This is a genomic window from Portibacter marinus (genome assembly GCF_021533195.1).
GTDB classification, from domain to species: Bacteria; Bacteroidota; Bacteroidia; order Chitinophagales; family Saprospiraceae; genus Portibacter; species Portibacter marinus.
Genome location: NZ_JAJNKB010000002.1, coordinates 861,945 through 885,376, shown reverse-complemented (window position 1 = coordinate 885,376; position 23,432 = coordinate 861,945). Strand labels below are relative to the sequence as shown.

Genomic DNA, 23,432 nt, shown 5'->3' with positions numbered 1-23,432 from the left:
ATATAAGTATGACGAATTACTTTCTCTTAGCCCTCACCCACAATTCATCCATTTCCTCCAGCGTCATATTTTCCAGAGGTTTAGAAGCGTTTTTTTCTATGAATTCAAATCTCTTCTTAAACTTTCGATTTACTTTTTCCAGAGCTGTTTCAGGATCGATTCCTTCAAATCTGGCATAATTGATTAAGGAAAAAAGCACATCTCCAAACTCTTCTTCTTTATCACTTACTGATTTAGCTTGTCGAAATTCCTGAATTTCTTCTTCTACTTTTTCCCACACCTGATCTGAGTTTTCCCATTCGAATCCTACCTGTTTTGTCTTTTCTTGCATTCTGTAGGCTTTAACCATGGCTGGGAGTGATTGAGGTACTCCAGATAAAACTGATTTCTTACCTTCCTTCATTTTCAATTTTTCCCAATTTGCTTTGACTTCTTGCTCATCTCTGACCTTCACATCTCCATAGATGTGTGGATGTCTGTGAATGAGTTTTTCACAAACCGCATTGAGTGCATCTGCAATGTCCCAGGCTCCTTTTTCATCCGCAATTTTAGCATAAAATACCATATGCAACATGATATCTCCTATTTCCTCCTTTACCTCATCCAGATCATTGTTAAGAATGGCGTCAGCAAGTTCGTAAGTTTCTTCAATGGTCAAGTTTCGAAGGGATGTCAATGTTTGCTTTCTGTCCCACGGGCATTTCTCCCGAAGATCGTCCATTATATTCAGTAATCTGCTGAAAGCCTTCAGTTTTTCTTCCATTAATCTGGTTATTAAGTGATTTTTAACAAACTTTGCATGTGTGAATATCGTTATACTTATAAGAAATAGAAGAAGACATGAGTGAATTATTATATACGATGCTAATCATTTTCGGAGTATTTGGAATTTCATTCCTGCTGATTAATCTCCGTCACGTGGTAACAGGCAATGAATTTAGAGGGACATGCGCAACAAACAATCCGATGCTTAAAAGTGAGATAGGCGAATGCACAGTTTGTGGACGTAAGCCTGATGAAGAATGCAAGATGCCTGAAGTCAAAGGCGCTTAAAGTCTGAAGCTAATAAAGCCTTTACGACTCCTTTCTTTGAGTGGGTCGAGTATCCTTTAAAGTTGGTAACTTTTGATTGTATTAGAAAGGTGATTTCCAGATTTCCTCTCTTCCAATATGTTGAATTGTCCTACTTCTGTGAGTATTTCAATGCGAAATTCACAATCAGACTCAATCCTAATAAAAACACAGTAAGGTATAATACGAGCATAATAATAGATTTAAAAAAGTTCACTGTTATCCCTAGGGATAGTTCTTCATGAAAAGTATTACTGTTGGGGGAAGTCTCAAGTCGATTAACAAATAAAGTCAATTAAACTTATCATTCCAAATTTCATCCTCCTTAATAACACATTTTAATTTAACATATAAATGTTACCCACAAAACTAGTTATGCCTCGGTGAATTGCAACTATTCCTTTCAGGTTTAAGGGGCAAATGTAGTGGCGGCGTAATCATTGCTTTATATAAAGAAAGACACTTGTAAATTCTATGTCCACCATCAACGTATATGGTTTTTGAAATTTTACAAATCATACTATTTAATATGCAGAAGGTCAATAGGATATGTAATGATTTTTTTTTAAACAATAGCTTGTAAGTGTTAACAAAAGTTGAAAACCGCCAATTCATCCCATCGCTTCGATAAAAGATATTATTTTTACTTCTACAACATATACAATAATTATGAAATATATTTTTGGAGTGCTGCTTATCGTTGCTTCCATTTTTCATACAACTGCTCAAGAACCGGACAAACTTTCATCTGGAGAAATCTATCAAAAGCTACAAAAACTGAACTTTCTCGGAAACGTGCTTTACATAGCAGCACATCCTGATGATGAAAATACGAGGTTAATTTCCTATTTCTCTAATGCCGTACATGCGAATACGGCCTATCTTTCATTAACCAGAGGTGATGGTGGCCAAAACCTGATTGGTCCGGAAATCAGAGAGATGCTGGGTGTGATGCGGACTCAGGAGTTACTTCAGGCCAGAAACATCGACGGAGGTCAGCAGTTTTTTACCAGAGCCAATGATTTTGGTTACTCTAAGGACCCCGAGGAAACCTTTGACATTTGGAATAAAGACGAAGTGATGTCCGATGTTGTATGGACCATTCGTAAATTTAGACCCGATATTATAGTCAATAGATTTGACCATCGAACACCTGGCAGAACACATGGCCATCACACCGGATCCGCAATGCTATCTTACGAAGCTTTTGAACTGGCGGGAGATCCTGCAGAATATCCAACGCAATTGGAATATGTTGAACCCTGGCAACCAACCAGGCTGTTCTTTAATACCTCTTGGTGGTTCTACGGAAGTAGAGAGAATTTCGAAAGCGCAGACAAATCGAATCTGGTTTCAGTTGACGCAGGCATTTACTACCCATTGATCGGTAAATCCAATACGGAAATCGCAGCGGAAGCGAGAAGTATGCACAAGTGCCAGGGATTTGGAAGTAGTGGTTCCAGAGGGTCCGAATTAGAGTATATGGAGTTTCTGAAAGGAGATAAGCCTGATCAAATGCAAGACCCTTTTGAAGGAATTAATACTTCATGGACGAGGGTAGATGGAGGCAAGGCTATCGGTCTTAAAGTGCAGCAGATCATCGAAGGATTTGACTTTGAAAATCCTCACCTTTCCACAGTCGCATTGTTGGAAGTTCGTGAAATGATCGAAAACTTGAATGATGACTATTGGAAGGAAGTGAAATTGAAGGAAATTGATGATATCATAAAGCAAACATTGGGATTATTTGCCGAAATTAGTGTCAACAATCCTACTGCCGCACCCGGAGAAAAAGTTGCAGCGACAGTGGAAGTCATTAATAGATCTCCTTTGGACGTATACTTAAAAAACATTGACATCAATCCGGGTGATCAAAGATTAGACGCGGATACTACCCTTTTACCCAACATCGATTTTTCTGAAGAAATTGAATTTACCATCGACAAAGATGCCACTTTTTCATCTCCATATTGGCTCAATAAAGAGGCTACACTAGGTATGTACTTGGTCAAAGATCAGACTTTAAGGGGAACACCCGAAAATAAAAGGCCTTATGTAGCAACTTATCATTTTATGATTGGTGAAAAACCTTATATCAGTCAATCACCGATTGTTTATAAAACTTCTGATCCTGTGAAAGGCGAGATATACAAGCCATTTGAGATCATACCAGAATTTTCAGTTGAACTGCTTAGTGATGTTTACATTTTTCCTGATCAAGGCAGTAAGGAAATCAATGTGGTCGTCAAGGCAGGTAAAGATGATGTCAGCGGTTCTTTGCAGCTTTGTCATCCGGAAGGTTGGACCGTTTCACCAGATAGGTATCAGGTGAAAATTGAAAAAAAAGGCGCAGAGGAGATCTACAAGTTTGAATTGACTCCACCCCAAGAGCAGTCAGAAAGTTATATCGTTCCCTTGATCCATAACCAGGATTCTGCGGCTTACAGCGATCAGGTGGTCGTTATCGATTACGATCATATACCGACACAGACCATAGTAAAAGATGCAAGTGCTAAAGTGGTCAAACTGGATATTCAGATCAGAGGGCGCCGCGTGGCTTACATCATGGGGGCCGGAGATAAGATTCCTGAGAGTCTGGAGCAAATTGGTTATGATGTGGATGTGATCAATGTAGATGAGGCTACAGCAGATAATCTTCAGAAATATGATGCCCTCATACTAGGTATTAGAGCTTATAATACAGTGGATCGGATTCAGTTTTACCAGGATGATTTCATGGATTACGTCAAAGGAGGAGGAACGATGATTGTACAATACAATACCAATCGAGGAATGAGAGTGGACAATGTCGGGCCATATCCACTTCATTTAAGCAGAGATAGAGTCACTGACGAGACTGCTAAAGTAAGAATTCTCTTGCCGGAGCATGAAGTCATGAATTTTCCTAATAAAATCACTTCAAAGGACTTTGAAGGTTGGGAACAGGAACGAGGACTATATTTTCCGGATGAGTGGGATCCACAGTATGAAGCAATCCTTTCCTCCAATGACCCAGGAGAAGAGCCTAAAAATGGTGGATTATTAGTGGCGAAATATGGCAAAGGATATTACATCTATACTGGTTATTCCTGGTTCAGAGAATTGCCGCCAGGTGTTTCCGGTGCATATCGTATTTTTGCTAATCTTGTGTCGATAGGCAAATACGATAGACCGTAGCATGGAAGAGGACAAAACAAAATGGAAAATGATGTATCTTCTGGTATTGGGTGCCAATGTTGTCTACATCCTTATTTTCTTATTGGTAACGTTGTGGACAAGATAATTTATGAGTCTGATTGACTGGATCATTCTGGGTGGAACACTTCTATTTATCATTCTATATGGTCTATATAAAACCCGAAAAGAGAATACCTCGGAAGGATATTTGAAAGGGGGCAATGACGCCAAGTGGTGGACCATCGGACTGTCTGTGATGGCGACGCAAGCCAGTGCCATTACCTTCCTCTCAACACCCGGACAGGCGTTTGATAAAGGACTGGGATTTGTTCAATTCTATTTTGGATTACCACTGGCGATGATCGTCTTGTGTATCACCTTCATTCCAATCTACTACCGCTTAAAAGTATACACAGCATATGAGTTTTTAGAGAACAGGTTTGATCTGAAAACCAGGTCCTTAGCCGCCATTCTTTTTCTTATTCAGAGAGGACTGGCTGCGGGGATTACCATTTATGCCCCTGCAATTATTTTCAGCGTTTTACTAGGATGGAACTTAAAACTAACATGTATCATCATAGGTATTCTGGTGATCATCTATACGGTATCCGGTGGGACTAAAGCTGTTTCAGTTACTCAAAAACAGCAAATGATCATCATCCTTTCAGGAATGGTCATTGCTTTTATTATTATTCTGAGACTTCTACCAGATGATATGAGTTTTACCACTGCCATGGAGTTGGCTGGTGCCTCCGGAAAAACAAAGGCGCTAGACTTTTCATTTGACTTAGAAACGAGATATACATTCTGGTCTGGTATAACCGGTGGTTTTTTTCTGGCTTTAGCGTATTTTGGCACGGATCAGTCGCAAGTCCAACGCTACTTAGGTGGACGCACTTTAAGAGAGAGCCGCTTAGGGTTGCTGTTCAATGGCCTCTTTAAATTACCTCTACAATTTTTCATATTATTAGTCGGTGTCATGGTATTTGTCTTTTATCAATTTGCCGAAAAACCATTGAACTTTAACCCCGCAGCAGAAAATATAATTAAAACCAGTGACTACAGCACTGAATATCAAGAATTAGAAACTGAATACAATCTACTACAGGCAGAAAAAGCTACTTTATCCAGACAATTTATTTCGGCTACTAATCAAAATGATCCTACTTCACTGTCAACCATAAAAACGCAATTGTTGGATACTGAAGAAGAGCTATCCCGACTGAGAGCAGAGGGTCGGACTCTTATGGATGATTCCGGTCTGGAAATTGAGTCCAATGACCGGGATTATGTGTTCTTAAGTTTTATTCTCAAATACCTGCCTAAAGGCTTAATAGGTCTATTGCTCGCTGTCATTCTTTCTGCCGCTATGTCTTCTACAGCAGCTGAAATTAATGCCCTGGGTACGACCACAGTGGTTGACATTTATAAACGCAATGTCGGAAAAGATATTACCGATCAACAATATTTAAGGGCTAGTAAGCTGTTTACGCTTGCCTGGGGGGTCATAGCCATCATAGTTGCGACGACGGCTAATTTGTTTGACAATCTGATTCAATTGGTAAATTACATTGGATCTGTTTTCTATGGAACGATATTAGGCATTTTCCTCGTCGCTTTTTATATGAAGAAAATTGGAGCAAAGGGCGTTTTTTACGGAGCAATTTTGGCACAGGCAACAGTCATTACAGTCACATTTTTTACCGATTCCTTTCTATGGTACAATGTGATAGGTTGCTTTGCGGTCATTTTGTATTCTATGATGATTCAACGTATAACCGGATCGAGTGCCCGAATATCTGAATTCTAAGTTAAAATGGTGACTGTATAAAACCATAATTTCAGGCATAAAAAAAGCCTTGATTACTCAAGACTTCTTTTTCCAGCCAAACTCATTATTTGTTTCGTTGTTTTAACATTGCGTCGTTCTAAATAGTAGACTCCAGATTCACATTTCACCCCCACAGATCTACAAAAAAAGATAAAAAAAACCTCGAAAGACTTTTCCATCGAGGTACTTTGAGTAAGTTTTTAAAATTTATATACGCTTAATCTTTAATCAATTTTTTTGTGTAGATAGTCTGACCATCTACAATCTGTACTATGTACATGCCTGGTTTAAGTACATTCAGTCTCGTCTTCAGCGTATTTTCGCCTTTAGACATAGAATAGTACTGATCGAAGAATACTTTTCCTTCGATATTTTTAATCATCACACGAATATGTGTTTTACTTCGTGTAAAATAATTTAGGTACAGGATGTTGGTGTTTGTAAGCGGATTTGGATAAATCTCAACTGCTCTGGAATTGGGTAGTTCCAACGCTCTTACGGACAAAGTTACGTGAATTCCATCAAAGTCGGTTTGCGAAAGCCGAAAATAATTTAATCCTTCGTGTGGATTTCTGTCAATAAATTCATAATCTATTGATTCATAACTAGTTCCAGCTCCTGAAATTTTTCCAATTTTTTCAAAATTAATTCCGTCACGAGATCTTTCAATCGTAAAAGACTCATTATTGACCTCTATTCCTGTCGTCCAGCTGTGCTTTACATGTCCTTCAATATGCTCTAATTTATAGTTCAATAGTTCAACCGGAAGTGCTGGTTGGCCATTCTCAGTGAAGCCTCCTCCCCCACCGGAAAATGAGCTTACTTGAAACTCTGCAAGATGGATCGACCCATTCTTTAAATACCTCCAGGTATCTAAAGATGCTGTGGTGCCGTTCATATAAAATGTGATATCGTTATTTCCTACGGAGGTGTGACCATGGTCCGGATTAGGATCTGAAGGAGAATCAATCTTATAAAATATTAAGTCATTATGTGAAGTCACAGAAGGTTGATTCATGGTTACATCCATAAAATCGCTATTTGTGTAAGGAAATCTGACGGACACGGGATTATTGGGTTCATTAGTTGGAATAAGTTCGAACCAGCGATTCATAACATGCCAGTCACTGCTGGCGCTATACCCTGGATTATCTATGTGAGTCGATCCATTTCCAGCATTACTGGAGGTTTTCAAACGTACAATTAAACTACCATCATCCAGATTACCAATATTTTCTCCATTCTTCTTAACGGCTAGTATGAGCTGATCATCAGATTCATCAGATGTATTTTTATCATCATAATAAGAAGTCCATCCCTCTTCGTCTGTACATTCTCTATTGGCCGTAATCGTCAAAACCGGAGTGGCGGCAACTGTGCTATTGGCAACATATGGTTCGACACAGGTCTTAGAAGCTACCTTCGCTCGAATCAAATTGCCGGGTTGATCTGCGAAACCATTATTAAAGTTTATTCCAATACCTTGTTGTGAGTGGCAATATGACATAATTGTTCCGCCATTTGTAGGGGTTGGTCCCGGTGAGCAGGTTCCACCTTCTACACTCGCACAATCATCAATAGGTCCGCCATCCCAGCCACACCATTGGGTGTGCTTTGATCCCAGATTGTGTCCCATTTCATGCGTGAACATGAAGACTGTAAGTGAATAATCAGGAAAATTAGATTGGGATGTAGAAACTGAACTATACGCATAGGCACCGTGGTGATAGTCTTGTGATGAAAAGTAATAGTAGTTGCTGCACATGGCATTGATCCAGGCCACACCACCCAAACTTGTTTCATTATGGTCAACAAGATGAGCCAGCTCTGCACCATATTGCTGATACTTATTTTTAGTCATTTCACCAAACCGATTCAAATTGTCGAAAGAAGTGGTCAGATTGCTATATCCATCTTCAGAAGTATTTATCGCGATTTTTTTCAGGCTTGTGTAAATGCCTTCATTGCGGTATATGATTGCTGAATTGTTAAAAAAGGCAGATATGAAATTGGATGTAGATGCAGCACCACCCTTAGAATTGTACAATTTGTAAGTTGCTTCTACATACACTTCCACATCATCACAAGTTTCATATACATTGGATCTAGTTATAGTTTCCTGGTAATCAGAAATGGGTTTGAATGCATCTGTTTCACAAGCTACATCACGAGTTGTCAATAAATCTTCATCAGCGTACAAGATATAGCGATCTCCATCTCCAGGTTGTATAGGATCTTTTGTCAGGACAATATTTCCATATCGTTTGCTGGAAAAGATGGCATATACCTCATCTTCGAAAAAACTTATTCCTGCAAGTCCATCATTCTCATTCGATATTGTTCCCCGATAGAATTCTGCTCTTGGAATGGGAAGCGCGCGTTTTTTTTGTAAATCAATGATCTCAAATCCCTCTGCTCTAATATCGTGATTGACAATCTTGATCTTAAGTGCCTGATCGTGCTTAAATGGAAGATTTAAAAATACCGTCTCCGGTGATTCATCAAGTATTTTCTTTAATTCTTCTCGATCAAGCCGAAGTGATACGTGTTCAGATAGAAATGTTTCCAGGTGGCTATCTTCACGTTCTTCTTCGGTAAACACCTTAAAAGGAATAAACCTGGAATTTTCATGCGCAATATTGGTTAACACCTCCATGGGTGTATCGTTTTGGGCATAGCCTATACGGCTGATACATAGTGCCATAAGCACTATTCCAGTAATAACAGGTTTCATTCTCAAATTTTATGTAGTACAGGTATATGACAGCTACCTGACTTTCGAACCCCCTAGTAGACGACATAAAAAATGTAAGAAACTTGACATTATTGCAACATTATGACAAAAGGGCGTCATTTCTGACCCCCTTTCACGACATATAATAGATTATCGTAATATCTTTATTAATCCAATACTTCAGCCAACATGTGGTTAAACCCTTTTGAGTCTGATGGCCTTGGTGCATTTGCGCTAACGATTTGACCCTCAGCATCTATCATCATAAATCTGGGTATGCTGGATATGTTATATTTTTGGGCAATTTCAGATTTCCAATTATTCTCAGCAATGATCTGAATACCTCCAAGGTCCCTGGCCTCTATCATTTTTTTCCACTTTTCCCGATCGCGTTGTTCATCTATACTTACACTGACAAAGGCCACATTCTCATCGTGATACTTTTCTTCCATAGACTTGAGTGCCGGGATTTCTGCAATACATGGCCCACACCATGTCGCCCACACATCAATATAGACGTTCTTACCTTGTAGGTCTGACAACCTTACAGCCTTACCGTTTCTATCATAGGCTACAAAGTCAGGTGCTTGTAGTCCTTTTTCCAGATGAGCCCATTTATCCATCGCTAAATTCAACTCATTAATTCTTCTCTCATCCTTTGCGTTATGAATAAAATCTTTGATTTGAGGTCCAAGCTTACCAATTCCACCTCCGTAGTTTATTTTATTAGTTAGTATCTGGTATTGCACCAACTCCTTTACTTTTTCATTGCTAATATTTTCATCCAATTTTTGGTACTGGTCTATATAAATTTCCTCCACATCATCATAAGAGGCGTAATCACTTTCTCTGGTGACTACTTCGGCTGCGGTCAACCAAGCTTCATCAAAGTAATACGCTTTCTCATCATTAATGTCAAAATCTTCTACCACCTGGTAAAAATCATCAGGTAGGTTAGGTTGCTGTTTATTGAGATATTCGTAATAATTAGGATAATTGATAACCGACCGTACCTTATCGGCCATCATCCTGGCTCGCAAAATACTAATCAATCCAGTAGCAACGCCCTCCTGCTTTGCCTGAATCAAGAGCTGGTGAGTTTTAGCATACTTTTTTTGTAATTGCTCCTGAAATTCTACCGGCTCGAGATTGCTTAAATTGGGAAGTCCATACTTTGCGCTCGCAATGCTCATTTGTTTATCAAACTCTTCAAGTAATTGTTGCTCCTCATTATCCGTAGAGACAATTTCAAAACCTGAACCCGCATTTTTGGAAACGCTTACATTTGTGCCGGGCTGAACAAAAATGGGAATCTGGTTACTGGTTGCTTGAAATTGAATGATTTCTGCACCATCTACATTTTCTATCACATACTGCTGATCTTTGACATTGGTAACATGATTGTACCTCATATCTACTTTATTATAGAATACCACTTGATCAAGTTCAGCATCTGCAATATTCAACTCAATCACTGCATGTTCACTTTTCTCCTCGCATGCGCCACTCATCAAAGCCGCCACAAAAAACAGAAAATATTTAATTCTCATCAACTATAATTTTAATATTGGAATACTGATAATCAGCTCTGAAGTATGGATTTTCATTATTGCTATCCGATAAAATACTCCTCCTCAACACTGGAAAAGTAAATCCATTGACCTCTGTAATGCTATCATTAATAATGTGGCTAAAACGATTTTCATGTTCTATTAAGTACCCCTGCAACCATCTATTATTGGGATAAAAATATAGCCACCAATTCTCTGCAGGTTTAGACTCATGCTTGACATGCAATTCTAACAAATCCTTTTCCTTGAGAGACTGTATTTGGACACCTGGATCATTTAACTTAAATGGAAGACTGATAACATAAAAGGCTGTCCTGATGTTCGTTTCAGCTGATCGAATCTTTTTCTCATCAACTACAATTACATCATTTTCATAGTACTTAACTTGATTATTTTCTTGTATAATCCTTCGATTCAAAGAATCATTCAAATACTCAATTTCTCCATAAAATTCAGGGTAATTTCTAAAAGTTTGCCTCTGTAGCACACTGGATTCTAAAGAACTATCCTGCTGATAAAGATTCGATTCTTTCAAAAATGACAGCTCTGTAATTTTCGTCCAGTCATTGTACCCTCCTGCAGCGTCAAATAAAGGTTCAAGTAAGACCTCACTTTTGGTGGCTAAATTTTCCTTGCTGTGACAAGCCATTAGCAGCATCAGCATGATTAAACTTAGCGCTTTCATTTCGGATCAAGTATGTCGGATATTCTCATTCTGAGATCTTCGTAGTGATAACGCAGCAGAATATCGTTGCCATTTGCGGGCAGCGAATCTGAAATGTACTTTAAAGTCCCCTTGGCCATAGCCATGATGTCAGAGCGTTTATATTTATCGTCCTCTTCATTGATTAACTCACCCATTCTTTCAACAAAGGCTCTTTGTAAGTTTCGCTTATAAGTATCAGGGGCTTGATCACTAAAAATCCCAGCTTGCGCATCCGCAAAAAGTTGTCCTAATGTATAAGCGCCATCACCATTTAAGGTTTGATTCTCAATAATTCTCAACAATCGATCTCCTTCAAAAATACGGTTCAATGTTCGGACCTGCAATGCTGTCATCTGCTCTACAATCCCACTTTCTTTGGTTTTAGAAATAATGTCCTGATCGATCAACCACATGGGTGTTTCGAACAGTTGATTATTGAGAAATGCCATGGCTTCTGCCTGTTTCTCCCTGGAAACAGGTGTATAAACTGCACCTTCCTCGTCTGCGGTCTTCTGAAATTCATAGACACCACCAATATTCGATGTAACGTGGCCCATGTATCTGTTAAATTGGCCGAAAACCTGACCATACAATTCATCGAGCTGTGAAAAATCTTTGCCATCTTCTCTGGACCATTCAATCAAGTTAGGCACAATCCTTTTTAAATTCTGTATTCCGTACTTACTAGCCAGAACAGAATCATCTCCAAGATCTTCTGTTTGTGCCGTAGGGTCCGGTGGATTCCTTCTCTGTCTTCCATATCTATATAAAGGATCTCCTGCTTTTTCTTTGGCCATCCTGGCAAGTTCAACTCTGGTTTCTTCAGGACTCAAATCAGGAAAAAGCTTATAACCCCACTCAATGGCCCACTTATCATAGGGACCAATGTTCGGCATCAATCCCACCTCTCCATCTCCTGGCTGAGCAACATAATTAAATCGCGCATAATCCATAATGGAAGGTGCTGTACCCATCTTTTTGGTAAAGGTCACGGACCTCAGAGAATCTACCGGATAGGCAACGCTTGACCCCATATTGTGTGGCAAGCCAAGTGTATGACCCACCTCATGAGCAGAAACAAAGCGAATAAGCCTTCCCATGACCTCTTCTTTGAAATTGACAGCCCTCGCCTCTGGATTGATGGCAGCTGTTTGAATGAAATACCAATTTCTCAATAGGTTCATCACATTATGATACCAAATGATATCACTTTCTAAGATCTCGCCAGTTCTAGGATCATGAACATGTGGACCCATAGCATTTTGTATATCAGTGGACACATATCTTATGGTAGAGTATCGGACATCTTCAGGAGTCCAATCCGGATCTTCTTCTTTGCTTGGTGGATCCTTAGCCATGATAGCATTTTTGAAACCGGCCTCTTCAAACGCGACTTGCCAGTCATTAACACCTTGCTTAATATATTCTCTCCACTCATATGGCGTCGATGGGTCAATATAATAAACTATAGGCTTGACAGGCTCGACCAATTCTCCTCTGGCATATGCCTCGGCATCTTTGGGTTCCAATCTCCATCTGGTTATAAATCTTTTAGCACTGGCCCTTTGATCATCAGAACTGTAATCCGTTTGGTTTACTGAAAAGTACCCAACTCTAGCATCATAGTGTCTTGGCATCCATGGATCTTCAGGTAACTTGATAAATGATTGATTCATTTCAACTGACATCGTACCTGTGACCCTATTGTCAGGAATTTTTTTGCCATTGAATGTCAATATGTGTCTGATCTCCGTATTTTCCGGATAACTCTTCATGCTGGAAATTAAGCTTCTTTTAGAGTCCAGGCTTCCTAATTCGAACGATTTTCTTTGTGCAGGTGACACTGGCCCCATCATTTCTACGTCTGTCGTAAAAAGGGGTTTGATGTCAATGACTGCTGTCGAACTATCGGGTCCAAAAGCTTCAATATCAAAGATCATTATGATGGGTTCAAAGTTATTGTTCTTCACAGACTCATAGATGGGATCGTCCTCACTTGCGACACTGTTATAAGAAACAGATCTCAATAACAATTGGTCATTTTTTCTTTGCCAACGAATGACTTGTTGAGGTCGTGATTTTGTACCTGCTCCTCCAAAGTTTAGATTTTTTACAAATCCGGAAATTCTACTGACTACCAGAATTTCTTGTTCCAGTAATTCAAAGGGTATTTCGAAATAATAGTTATCACTGACCTGGTGAACGGTAAAAAGTCCTTCATCTGTAATAGCTCCTTCCTTTATGATTTCATCATAGTCTTTGATTTTTGAATCACTTTTCTTTTTTTCTTCTTGCTTTACTGGTTCTTCTTTCTTTTTCTTCCAGAATTGTGCATGAGTACTATTCGTTGTGAGTCCTGCTACCAGCAGAATAAGCATTAGTCTTAAAATAAAGTTCATATGTAAATTGTATTATTATAATTAGTCAACCTTAAAGTAAATAGTTTGGATGCTGAGATTGTTTAGATATACATCCAGTAGATAATCTCCGGAATCTAAGCTAGAAATATCTAATGAATCATTGGGTTTCAAGGATTTAATTTCTTTTTCAAATATATCTTTAAGTAAAAATTTCTCGATTTTCAGAGATTTGGATCTGGTTTTGACCTGCAGTTTCTTGTTTTTCAACCTGTATTTAAGAGCATTTCCAGTATTCCACTGATTGGGGTACTCAAAAAAACGATCCATATCAATTAATAAATCATCTGCTTTGCAAGCGTCTGCAACACCATATCCAATACCTTCTTCAGCCGAAGGTGTTCGATAAGCATTCCCACTTCGTCTGACTGCTGAAATCAATTGCATATTAGTCCGCTCGGGATGAGCTTGTTTGAGACAAGCCAGTAAACCGGCGATGGCCGGAGCAGCATATGAGGTGCCGTTGCCACGGACTATAGAATTATCCGGAGTGGCCACCGCTGTCCTCTCCCCCATGGCAAGTATATCGGGTTTCATACGGCCATCAAAGCTGGGGCCGTAGCCTGAAAATCTTGCTTTTTCACCATCCTTTCTGGCGGCACCTACCGTAATCACAGAATCAGCATCGCCGGGTGCAGTAAGGTAATACCAGTCATCATTTCCAAAATTGCCTTGCAATGTAACCACTAAAAGACCTTTACTGGCAGCATAATCTGCTGCCCTGGTTATGATGGTTGTCTGACCATCCATGTCTTCGTAAGTGTAATCGCCTTCGCCCTGGTCAAATTCATTGTATTGAAGTGAGCTCGTGATAATATCAGCCCCGTTCTCTATACTCCAATCCACAGCTTCTTTCCAGTCCTTTTCTTCCTGATGTGTTTCTGACCTCACATTTTCGGTTCTGGCAACCAAAACATTGGCATCATAAGCCGCCCCCGTATAGCTTCCTTCAAGCCAGCCATGCACAATACTGATCGTGGCAGTACCATGGCTACCTAAATCATCATAATCGAGAATGGTATCTCGTACAAAATCATAAGCTCCTTTCCAATAGTTGTTATCTCTAGAATATTTAAATACTTCGATAAGGTTACATCCATCGCAACCATCATCCAGATGCGCAATGGTAACTCCTTTTCCAGTAAATCCTCTTTCATGCAGACAATCTAAATTGATTAATTTTATCTGCGAATCTGACCATTTTTCATTTTGGGCTACAGTCCATAAAGAAAATGATAAAATCATTATAACTATTCCGTATCTTTTCATTATAATTCTATTGTTATGAGAATTTTACTTTCGATATTGATGACACTAATCCTTGCTGGAACTGGGTCTTCATGTAAAAATAAGAAAAGTAGTCAGACCAACTCTAACAAGATTTTCCTGGTCAGACATGCCGAGAAAGGCAATGACGGCAGTACAGATCCTCCGCTTACCGGAGAAGGCATTCGCAGGGCCGAAAGCCTGGCAGATCTTCTGCAATACGAAGAAATTTCCAAAGTTTATTCCACTGACTTTTCAAGAACTAAGGAAACGGCAAAACCAATAGCACATCGATTTAATTTAGATATTGAAATTTACGACCCAAAACAAGGAGATTTTGCAAGAAAACTTAAAAATGAGTTGAAAAAACACAACATTGTAGTGGTAGGACACTCTAATTCTACTCCTACCTTAGTGAACGATATCGTAGGTGAAAATAAATTCTCTGAAATTGATGAGAATAATTATGAAACCCTTTTCGTTATCGAGGAAGTGGACGGCAATTATCAAGCTGTCAAGAAAAACTATTAATAATATCTTAAAATTTAAGGAATCCGAACGATAGACGAAGAGGACCTGTTAGATTACGTATGACATTGAAAAAGAAACTAGCGAATTTACTCACCGTACTAACTTTATTATTTCCTTTGATCATCTCAGCACAAGTACATACTGTAGAAGTGCCAAAGGATATGCCCGCTCGCAAAGCAGTATTGAGTATGAATCCAGATCTAGCTTTTAGTCTTGATCTATCATTTATGTTGAGTACAGAAATAAATAAAAGAGATTCATGGCGCAAGTTGGTGAATAACAAAAAAATGGCCGTTGGGTTAATTGATCTATCAGACCCTTCTAATCCTGAATATGCTTCTTTGAATGGGAATCACATGATGTATGCTGCCTCTTTACCCAAAATAGCAGTTTTACTTGCAGCGATGGACGCCATTGAGGAAGGCACTTTGAAAGACACAGAAGAAGTTAGAAAGGACATGTGGCTGATGATTAGTAAATCTAATAATGCAGCAACCACAAGAACGATTGATCGTGTTGGATTTGGAAAGATAGCTTCGGTAATGGAGGATCCCAGGTATAAGTTCTATGATCGCGAAGGTAATGGTGGTCTCTGGGTCGGTAAAAGATATGCAGCGGGAGGTAAGCGAGTACCCGATCCTCTTAAAGGAATCAGTCATGCTGCTACAGTTGATCAGGTCTTAAGGTTTTACAAAAAATTAGCTTATGGTGAGCTCATCAATCCGGATAGATCTCTTGAAATGTTGAGGATTATGATGAATCCGAGTCTGCATCATAAATTTGTCAATACTTTGGACAGGGTAAATCCTGATGCTAAAGTTTTTAGAAAATCAGGTTCATGGAAGGTCTATCATGCTGATTCCGCTATCGTGTGGGGCGAGGACGATAGAAAATATATTTTGGTTGCTCTGATTGAAGATCCTAATGGAGGTGCCATTTGTAGAGAATTGGTAAATGTTGCTGAAAAAATTATTTTAGAAAAAGCAGATCAGCTTGCAATGGCAAAAAGCTAGGAAGCCTTATTGTCTCTCTTCAACACCTGACTTTTAGTATCTTGAAGTTTTTTCTTCAACATTGGGTTCATGTTTCTTCCAGAGTAATCCAACACTCCTTTAAAATCGATGAGTTCATCATGTGAGAATAGATTGAGAATTCTATTTTGCATTTTAGCATCAGGATATCTGAATAATTTCGCAAGTGCTGTTTGAGCGTCATAAGTTTTAAGTTGCAACTTAGAATAATCCTGGTCTGTCAGATGTTTTTTGAAACTGGCTTCGAGAATAGGTCCCAGCATTTTACCATATTTATAATCAATCATCATTTCCAAAAACTCAAGCGAATAAGTTCTTTTAATCTCATCATCGCTTAACAAGCCCGTATAAATGTCGAAAATGTCTTTTTTCTCGTACTCCAGACCAAGTAGCAAAAAGACAGATACTAGTCGCTTTCTGATTAACAACCTCAGTCTCGATAATACCTTCATCTTTCTTTTATAGAATAGATCGTTAAGATTCTCTGGACCTTTCTTGAAATTACTGTTTAGTGTGTGTTGAATAGAAAAAAGGGCTTTGATCATTTTCACCTCTTTCTTGATTCTCTTATATATACGATCTTTTCTGTAGTCCAATCTTGGATAGCGAGACTTCATAAGGTTTAATTGGGAAAGTGCCTGTCTGCGGATTTTAAAGCTTTTGTGGTTCAATAGCTCGGTCAGGTAATTCGCAGCATTCTGAGTTCCCATGGTAGAAAGTATCTGCACAAATTTTGCTTTAGCGTCATTGCTAATTTCTGCATTCTTCATGATCTCACTTCCTATGACCAGGAGTGATTCGCCATAGTATTTTAAGGCTTGAGCTGCAGTTTCACGATACATATCATTATGTAAATAAGAAATTAAGATATGTGCATATTTCTTTGATAAAGTAAATGATGAGACCAACAGGGCTATTTTCTTATGTTCTACTAAATTGCTATCGAGGTACAGATCAATGAATTTGTATAATGAAGAGAATCTTCCATGTGCAATGGCTCTCAATGCAAAATACTTATGATCTTTATTGAATTGACCACTTCTGTCCACTAGAACCTCCTGCGCTTTAATAGCCAACTGTCGCTCCAGATCAAACTTTTCCTTTAAACGTCTGCTGTTTCTAAAATAGATGCAGGATGCAAAAAGCAGTGCAGCATCATCGGAACCTTCGCTTCTTTTAAGTTCTTCTAAAAGTTCTCCTTCAGAAATATTACTCTCTCTTTCCAAAAGGTATAAATAAGCCTCGACCCTTATCTTTAATTCTGGATCATTAACGAGCAGTTCAAGGATTTGTGGCTTAAATTTTTTATTAGGGAATGGTCTAAGTTGAAGCGCTTTCAGTCTCACATCAGGATTTCTATGACCTAACAAGGACAAAGTTTTGCTATAATTAAGTCCTTCAGGTAATTTTTCTAGATTACCCAGTACACGTAATAATTCTTCCTCATTTTTAGCTTCAAGTAAAGTCTCCAGGTTTTCGTAAAAAGTGTTTTTTCTACTGACGAGTGGTTCGGCTTCTGCATGAGGGTTGAGAAACTGCTTTTTAAAGCTAATAAAGTATTCTTTCCTCATTATATATGCTAAAACCAACCAAACTATACTTAGCGTAACAATGATCAGTGAGACATAGGTTGAGGTAATGTCTGAGCTGGACAACAGGAATATCAAAATAAGTCCACTCAGTCCGGTTGCAAAACTATCTACAAATACATCTATAAAGGTTTTGCTCTGTTCTTTAATCTCCCTTGGAATGGGTAACATTAACAACTCATTCACGGATCTTTGAATGGACTGTTTAAATGTCCCATCTGCCCCTTTCAGTAAAATGGCACACCATAAAACCGGAAAGAAAAATAGAAGTATTCCAGTAATTATAAAGGAACCTGGTAGAATATATTGGGACTTTCCTACGCCAAGAAACTTTAGCATTCTGCTGGTTAAAAACAATTGAATAATCAATCCGATGACGTTAAATGTAGAGAACCAAAAACCAAAAAATGAGGTGAGCGCCTCCGGTTCCGTAAATTCACTAGCAGCAATACCTTGAAATTGGAAGTCAACTAATTTTGATACAAAAACAGCAGTCCCCGTCAGGCTGGCCAGCAAGATTAAATGTCTGCTTTTATATAATCTCCTAAAACTAAAATTCTGGGCTATTTTTCTCCTTTTCTTAACGACTAATGAATCGTCAGAAACTCCCCCATGGTTTTCTTTCCACAAATTATTAACCAAAGGAAAACACAAAGATATAAAGATCGCGGAAAGCAAAATCAAACCACTGTTACCTATATATGGTACTATGATACTGGTCATATAACCTCCAAAAACACCTCCAGCAATTCCACCGGCACCTATAATTCCAAAAACCCTTCTTGCCTCTCTCGGATTAAATAGTATGTTACCAAAAATCCAGAATTGTGAAGTAGCAACCAAGGCAAAGATGGCTACCCATATGTAAAAAGCATAAATAATAAAGCCACTGATGGCTTCGATTTGTATACCTACAAAAAACAAAAGTAGAGATACAGCGATGCCTAGTAAAATCAGACGATGCAAACGTATAAAACTGAAATTTCGCTGAAGTTTCGAGTAGAATTTGGTGAAAAAAAAGGCAGTGATCGCCACCGCAATGAAAACATATGGAATCTGTTCTATCCCAAATTGTGATAAGAAAATAGAATTGGAGACTGGTTTTAAAAAGAGTAAAACACTGATAATGATGAAAAGATAAGCTTGCATTAACAGAGTCCGACGTAAGTCTTCCGACCTAATATCCAAAACCCTAAGTAGTAAGCTTCTTACATTACCCATCATTTGTGTCATCCTTTTCCGTATCTACATCTCTTACTAAACGATCTATACTGCTAGCGAGTCCATAATGATCACCAGCGGAGTTTTTTCGTAAAACATTTGACATCAAAACTACCAAATATCTTGTGCAATCCGGGTGCTCAACAATGGCCACAGAATTCATGTAATTATATCGGTTTCCTCTGTATTTTCCGCAGGAAAAACCAGGTTCATCCATGCAACTGTATAAACTACCACTCTTAAAGTGCAACTTGGCATCATCTAATGCATGACTAGCACCATATCTGATCCTCCGATCAGTAATATATAGCAGTCGTTTCATCTCTAAGGAACTTCTCTCATTGACGATTTCCCCTTTCTCCAGGGCAATTAGCCATTTCATCACTCCTTTAGTTGTTCCGATAGAGCCACCAATGGGGTTGATTACCCTTGATGCCCCTCTTGTGAAAGGTTGACCCAAACTCCATTCATCTTCTGAAATTCCCAATTCACGCAAAGGTCCATGCATCACTTTTTCTGCAATCTTGCCTAAGCTATCTTTAGGGAAAGTATCTAACCACTCAATGGCTTCCCATTCATTCATGCATTCATATTCATCTTTAAAGACATGCATGAAAATAGCCTCCCGATATAAAATACTTGCAGCGGCATTACTGCTTACTGAAACCATGTGATCAAGCCATTCATATAGTGTAAATACATCCCTTTCATTAGGGTGGCGCTTAAAAATTCTTTGCTTCTTTTCATCCCAAAAAGGGACAGTGTGACTATTGGGAACTGCAAAGTCTCCCCCTGTGATATATTTCTCAATAAGTAGTGCTCTCTGTTTTTCCCAGTCTCCTGGAAAAAGCTCGTTTAATTCGTACATCAAAGCGTTAAGTACAATTATTTTCCCTACGCTACCTGGTTGATATCCGACCAGAGATCTTCGTTCTGCATATCGTGGTGGTCTTCCTTCAGTAACATCAAGGACAGAAATAGAATAGTTATTATTAAGTCCATAAAACAAAGCATTCACCTTTTTCTGGAGCTCAGCATTCTCTTCCGGAAAAGAGTCGAGCTGATTGATATATTCATAGTCGGTCAAAAAAAGCTGAATAGCATCCATTGGATACAATGCTCCATCTTCTAACTTGGAAGTACGATTACTATCTTGCGCAATGTTTTGTTCATCCAATAGTCTTCTGATTCCTGTATACCAATACCCATCGATAGGATAGGCATAAACGTCCTGAATTAGGAACAATACGATAAAGCTGAATATGATTGCTGTCCTGAGTTTCATTTATATAGGTTGTGAAAGTTGTACAACTTTCTTGCCGTCCGTTGTAGTTGAAATAGATTGCAAATATTCACTTGAATTTGCACTTTTGTTTTCTACGAAAGGTCTGATCTGAAAAAGCCAAATCTTGTCATCTTTAAAACCTAACTCAATATCATATGGACCTTTCATTTCAGTTTGCTTGGGTATTTCCTGCTTAACCTCTGCTACCAGATCCATTAATTTTTCGATATTTTTATAGGACAATATGGGGTCTGAGAAAGTAGAAGTTTCAATTGTGCTGCCACCTGATGGCGGTATGGTTCTATATTTTGTTTCACGAGAAGGGGATAACATTTCGTAGTACTTGTTGTCTTTTATGATGTATGTTTCTGCTCTTTGCCCATCTACAGCTCCACCCACACCCCGACTGAAAGCTATGGTCATATCATCTTCACCACCTTTTTTGATGTCTTTTGTGATGATCACTCCGGAATAATCCACATTTACACTTGGTATGACCAGTATAGAAGGATATACATTTTCCGGATTATTAAGAAAGCTCTGCCGCCATTTGTAAGACCGCTCAGTAAATGGTGAGGCCCAAACTTCCCTTATACCCTGGTAGATGGCTTCGGGATCGAGAATATTGAATTTAGTCAGATTCAAACCGGCTCCCGTAAAGTCTTTCAGGTCTTCCATGTTGGTATCACTTCTTAAGAAAACAGGAACATTTCCTACAGGCTGATCAAATGCAGCGGTAAACTCACGCTTAAAATCACGAATAAAATCTTCTTTTAAATTGATATTATAGATGTTCTCTCTTAAAATCCCCAATTCGCCTTCTACAATACATTCTACTTCTTTTTCATCAACTCCTTGCGACAGCATGTAAGCTTTGTCTTTAAATATCTGGTTGATAAATTCCCAATAGGTCATATTTCTGGTATCCATCTCTTGATCCATATGGTCTTTGTAAACGCCAAATGGAATAACAATACCTTCGACCACATTATTAGGGAATATCCTTTTAAGTTGAGCCAGATTTGCTGCTTTGGGACCACACGAAATACCAGAGTCCTTTCCGCTTAGATTTCGCATGTTAATCACTGAATCTCTTTCGAGATCAATTCTGTCTGTGTCAACGGTGATGGTATTAATATTTCTTTCTTCGGAGCTGAAGAGACCTTTCTCCTGATCATTCATTTTACTCGTCTTTTTCATGATCACATTGCCGGACAAACTCACAGCGTAAAAAATTTCTTCTCCATCAAACTTCTTGAGCGCTTTGAGATTGTCTTCAGATATAACCGCATTGGGAATACCCAGATTTCTGGCTAACAGTTGAACATGACTTACGGCATTTCCTTCATTGACAGTCATAATTCCTGTAACCGGTCCTATATCAGAAGGAGGGTGATTAAAAATGTAGATTTTATTCTTGTCAATGATCATGTTTTCTTCCATCTCTTCGACTACTTCCAATACACCTCTGGCATATCCGGGATTTAATCCTCTAATTCTCTCCTGACCACTGATGTCAAATACTCCATTTTTGATTTTTTCATACTCGTTTTTTTGATCCGCCAGCTCAGAAAGCATTTGTCCATATGGTAGAAGCAGGGTGGATCTAATTTGGTCATCTGTAAATGATGAGGCGAGAGGCTCAAACTCATTGTATCGTTTTACCGTTTCTACAAAAAGCACAGTCATATTATTAGATGCCCATTCAGCAATTTTAGAATGATGATCGACTAATCTATCTAATTCTGACAAATAAATAGCAGCGCCACTAGGGTTACTGTAAGCATCAGATTTCTCATATTCCCATGCTTCTATATAACCGCAACCTGCAATAGCCATATTGAGATAACATAGATAATCTGTTAAGTCCCCAATTGTTTCGATATCCTTGCGCTGTAGATCATTCTGAATCATTCTTTCAAGCGTAATCGATATGTCAAGTGCTGATAGTCGATCGCTCCCTCTGCGAAGTGTATTGATCTCTCTTCTGATTTTCCATAACAATTCAGAAGCACGGGTTATTCTCGTAGATTGGTCGCCTTCGGAGAAATCATAAATGAACTGTTGAACACTATTTTTCAAATCACTCTCTGGAAGTTCAGAGGTAAAGCCTACTAAATCTTCTGTTTTCACTGGCCTAAACATAATCTCCATTTCTGCAATCAAGTCTTCTACATTCTGTTTTTGACTTTCTGGGACCTTGTTTTCATCTCTAAATTTCTTGACAGAGGCAATATCGGAAGGTTCGGGATTATTATGAATTTTAGTTCTTAAAGGCATAAAGCGTTGGTAATCATCAGCAATGACCTTTGATAATACCCTCACTTTGCTTCCTGTTTTGGTTTCAGTCTGGTGAGGGATCATCTTGGCCGCCTGTCGGATTAGCAGATAATTATCTTTTAACCTGGTGTCCGAGGACAGTACCCACTGGAAGAATTCTCTTGCCCATTCAAGTTCGTCTTCACTTTGGATGGCACCTCTGTAAAACTGAGCTTGCCTTTTTATCCAACCATTATCAACATCCTCCAAATATTTATTCAACATGTACTGCTTTAAAGGATCGTAATTATCTTCCCATGCCCAAAAATCAGACTTTTCTGATCCTGTCAAAATGGTGGCAAAGTAGAGATCATTGTCATTCTGAAGTCTAACAACTATGTCTTTGTATCTTGCATGTTGATGTCCTTCCATATCGTCTGGACAAGGGTCTCGTGCTTCTCGAACAGTACCATCTTCACAAAACCATTTGATATCCTTATAGGGACCTCTTGGATCTTCTTTAAATTCACTTATTAATTGTGAAATTCTAGCGTTTGACACCTTTTGACCAAAGAATGGAGTCGATATCACAACTGCTAATAAAATGAAAAACAATCTAATGTACATATGACGATTAAGTATATCCCTCAAACGAAGTCTCCACTCAATTAGTTCGAATATATAGCGACATTAAAAGTTAGAGAAAATCCATGTTTTAGTCTCATGAATTACTACATCATAGA

General features: G+C 38.7%; 14 protein-coding genes. 5 read left to right on the top strand and 9 right to left on the bottom strand.

Annotated features, from left to right (window positions below; all coding sequences use genetic code 11):
- Positions 1–16 precede the first annotated feature (16 nt).
- On the bottom strand, positions 17–763 hold the full coding sequence (gene mazG, locus L2567_RS07775) for a nucleoside triphosphate pyrophosphohydrolase (protein ID WP_235297186.1): 747 nt from the start codon (positions 761–763) through the stop codon (positions 17–19).
- Between the two features lie 77 nt (positions 764–840).
- On the opposite strand from mazG, the gene L2567_RS07770 reads away from it, so the two are divergent.
- The 3 genes from L2567_RS07770 (at position 841) to L2567_RS07760 (ending at position 6,058) form a co-directional block, all read left to right on the top strand.
- Positions 841–1,053 carry a hypothetical protein gene (locus tag L2567_RS07770; protein WP_235297185.1) on the top strand — a complete coding sequence of 71 codons (213 nt, stop codon included), beginning with the start codon at positions 841–843 and terminating at the stop codon, positions 1,051–1,053.
- A 687-nt stretch (positions 1,054–1,740) separates the two neighbouring features.
- Positions 1,741–4,248, top strand: coding sequence for a PIG-L family deacetylase (locus L2567_RS07765; protein ID WP_235297184.1), 2,508 nt, complete (start codon positions 1,741–1,743; stop codon positions 4,246–4,248).
- 109 nt (positions 4,249–4,357) lie between these two features.
- Positions 4,358–6,058, top strand: coding sequence for a sodium:solute symporter (locus tag L2567_RS07760; protein ID WP_235297183.1), 1,701 nt, complete (start codon positions 4,358–4,360; stop codon positions 6,056–6,058).
- 238 nt (positions 6,059–6,296) lie between these two features.
- On the opposite strand, the gene L2567_RS07755 is transcribed toward L2567_RS07760, so the two are convergent.
- From L2567_RS07755 to L2567_RS07735, 5 genes are all read right to left on the bottom strand, one after another.
- On the bottom strand, positions 6,297–8,813 hold the full coding sequence (locus L2567_RS07755; RefSeq protein ID WP_235297182.1) for a zinc-dependent metalloprotease: 2,517 nt from the start codon (positions 8,811–8,813) through the stop codon (positions 6,297–6,299).
- A 167-nt stretch (positions 8,814–8,980) separates the two neighbouring features.
- Positions 8,981–10,363, bottom strand: coding sequence for a TlpA family protein disulfide reductase (locus tag L2567_RS07750; RefSeq protein ID WP_235297181.1), 1,383 nt, complete (start codon positions 10,361–10,363; stop codon positions 8,981–8,983).
- The gene (locus L2567_RS07745; RefSeq protein ID WP_235297180.1) at positions 10,353–11,069 is read right to left on the bottom strand and encodes a hypothetical protein; all 717 of its coding nucleotides are present in this window, start codon (positions 11,067–11,069) and stop codon (positions 10,353–10,355) included. The genes L2567_RS07750 and L2567_RS07745 overlap by 11 nt, the downstream gene beginning before the upstream one ends.
- On the bottom strand, positions 11,066–13,489 hold the full coding sequence (locus L2567_RS07740; RefSeq protein ID WP_235297179.1) for a zinc-dependent metalloprotease: 2,424 nt from the start codon (positions 13,487–13,489) through the stop codon (positions 11,066–11,068). Before L2567_RS07740 ends, L2567_RS07745 begins: the two co-directional genes overlap by 4 nt.
- A 21-nt stretch (positions 13,490–13,510) precedes the next feature.
- Entirely contained in the window at positions 13,511–14,776 is a 1,266-nt protein-coding gene (locus L2567_RS07735) for a S8 family serine peptidase (RefSeq protein WP_235297178.1), read from the bottom strand.
- Between the two features lie 15 nt (positions 14,777–14,791).
- On the opposite strand from L2567_RS07735, the gene L2567_RS07730 reads away from it, so the two are divergent.
- Both L2567_RS07730 and L2567_RS07725 read left to right on the top strand, forming a co-directional pair.
- Positions 14,792–15,304 (top strand): SixA phosphatase family protein, encoded by a 513-nt coding sequence (locus tag L2567_RS07730; protein ID WP_235297177.1) that lies wholly within the window; start codon positions 14,792–14,794, stop codon positions 15,302–15,304.
- Between the two features lie 59 nt (positions 15,305–15,363).
- Positions 15,364–16,317 carry a serine hydrolase gene (locus L2567_RS07725; RefSeq protein WP_406626659.1) on the top strand — a complete coding sequence of 318 codons (954 nt, stop codon included), beginning with the start codon at positions 15,364–15,366 and terminating at the stop codon, positions 16,315–16,317.
- On the opposite strand, the gene L2567_RS07720 is transcribed toward L2567_RS07725, so the two are convergent.
- From L2567_RS07720 to L2567_RS07710, 3 genes are read right to left on the bottom strand one after another with little or no spacing between them, the layout of a single operon-like run.
- A complete protein-coding gene (locus tag L2567_RS07720) occupies positions 16,314–19,145 on the bottom strand; it encodes an NTP/NDP exchange transporter (protein ID WP_235297175.1) in 2,832 nt (943 codons plus the stop codon). The genes L2567_RS07725 and L2567_RS07720 overlap by 4 nt on opposite strands.
- A complete protein-coding gene (locus L2567_RS07715) occupies positions 19,138–20,430 on the bottom strand; it encodes a serine hydrolase (protein WP_235297174.1) in 1,293 nt (430 codons plus the stop codon). The genes L2567_RS07720 and L2567_RS07715 overlap by 8 nt, the downstream gene beginning before the upstream one ends.
- The gene (locus L2567_RS07710) at positions 20,431–23,316 is read right to left on the bottom strand and encodes a PEP/pyruvate-binding domain-containing protein (protein WP_235297173.1); all 2,886 of its coding nucleotides are present in this window, start codon (positions 23,314–23,316) and stop codon (positions 20,431–20,433) included. It abuts the gene before it with no gap.
- Positions 23,317–23,432: the final 116 nt, after the last annotated feature.

Coding starts and splice junctions, on each gene's coding strand:
- mazG (WP_235297186.1), bottom strand. CDS start 763: ATGGAAGAAAAACTGAAGGCTTTCAGCAGATTACTGAATATAATGGAC.
- L2567_RS07770 (WP_235297185.1), top strand. CDS start 841: ATGAGTGAATTATTATATACGATGCTAATCATTTTCGGAGTATTTGGA.
- L2567_RS07765 (WP_235297184.1), top strand. CDS start 1,741: ATGAAATATATTTTTGGAGTGCTGCTTATCGTTGCTTCCATTTTTCAT.
- L2567_RS07760 (WP_235297183.1), top strand. CDS start 4,358: ATGAGTCTGATTGACTGGATCATTCTGGGTGGAACACTTCTATTTATC.
- L2567_RS07755 (WP_235297182.1), bottom strand. CDS start 8,813: ATGAAACCTGTTATTACTGGAATAGTGCTTATGGCACTATGTATCAGC.
- L2567_RS07750 (WP_235297181.1), bottom strand. CDS start 10,363: ATGAGAATTAAATATTTTCTGTTTTTTGTGGCGGCTTTGATGAGTGGC.
- L2567_RS07745 (WP_235297180.1), bottom strand. CDS start 11,069: ATGAAAGCGCTAAGTTTAATCATGCTGATGCTGCTAATGGCTTGTCAC.
- L2567_RS07740 (WP_235297179.1), bottom strand. CDS start 13,489: ATGAACTTTATTTTAAGACTAATGCTTATTCTGCTGGTAGCAGGACTC.
- L2567_RS07735 (WP_235297178.1), bottom strand. CDS start 14,776: ATGAAAAGATACGGAATAGTTATAATGATTTTATCATTTTCTTTATGG.
- L2567_RS07730 (WP_235297177.1), top strand. CDS start 14,792: ATGAGAATTTTACTTTCGATATTGATGACACTAATCCTTGCTGGAACT.
- L2567_RS07725 (WP_406626659.1), top strand. CDS start 15,364: ATGACATTGAAAAAGAAACTAGCGAATTTACTCACCGTACTAACTTTA.
- L2567_RS07720 (WP_235297175.1), bottom strand. CDS start 19,145: ATGGGTAATGTAAGAAGCTTACTACTTAGGGTTTTGGATATTAGGTCG.
- L2567_RS07715 (WP_235297174.1), bottom strand. CDS start 20,430: ATGAAACTCAGGACAGCAATCATATTCAGCTTTATCGTATTGTTCCTA.
- L2567_RS07710 (WP_235297173.1), bottom strand. CDS start 23,316: ATGTACATTAGATTGTTTTTCATTTTATTAGCAGTTGTGATATCGACT.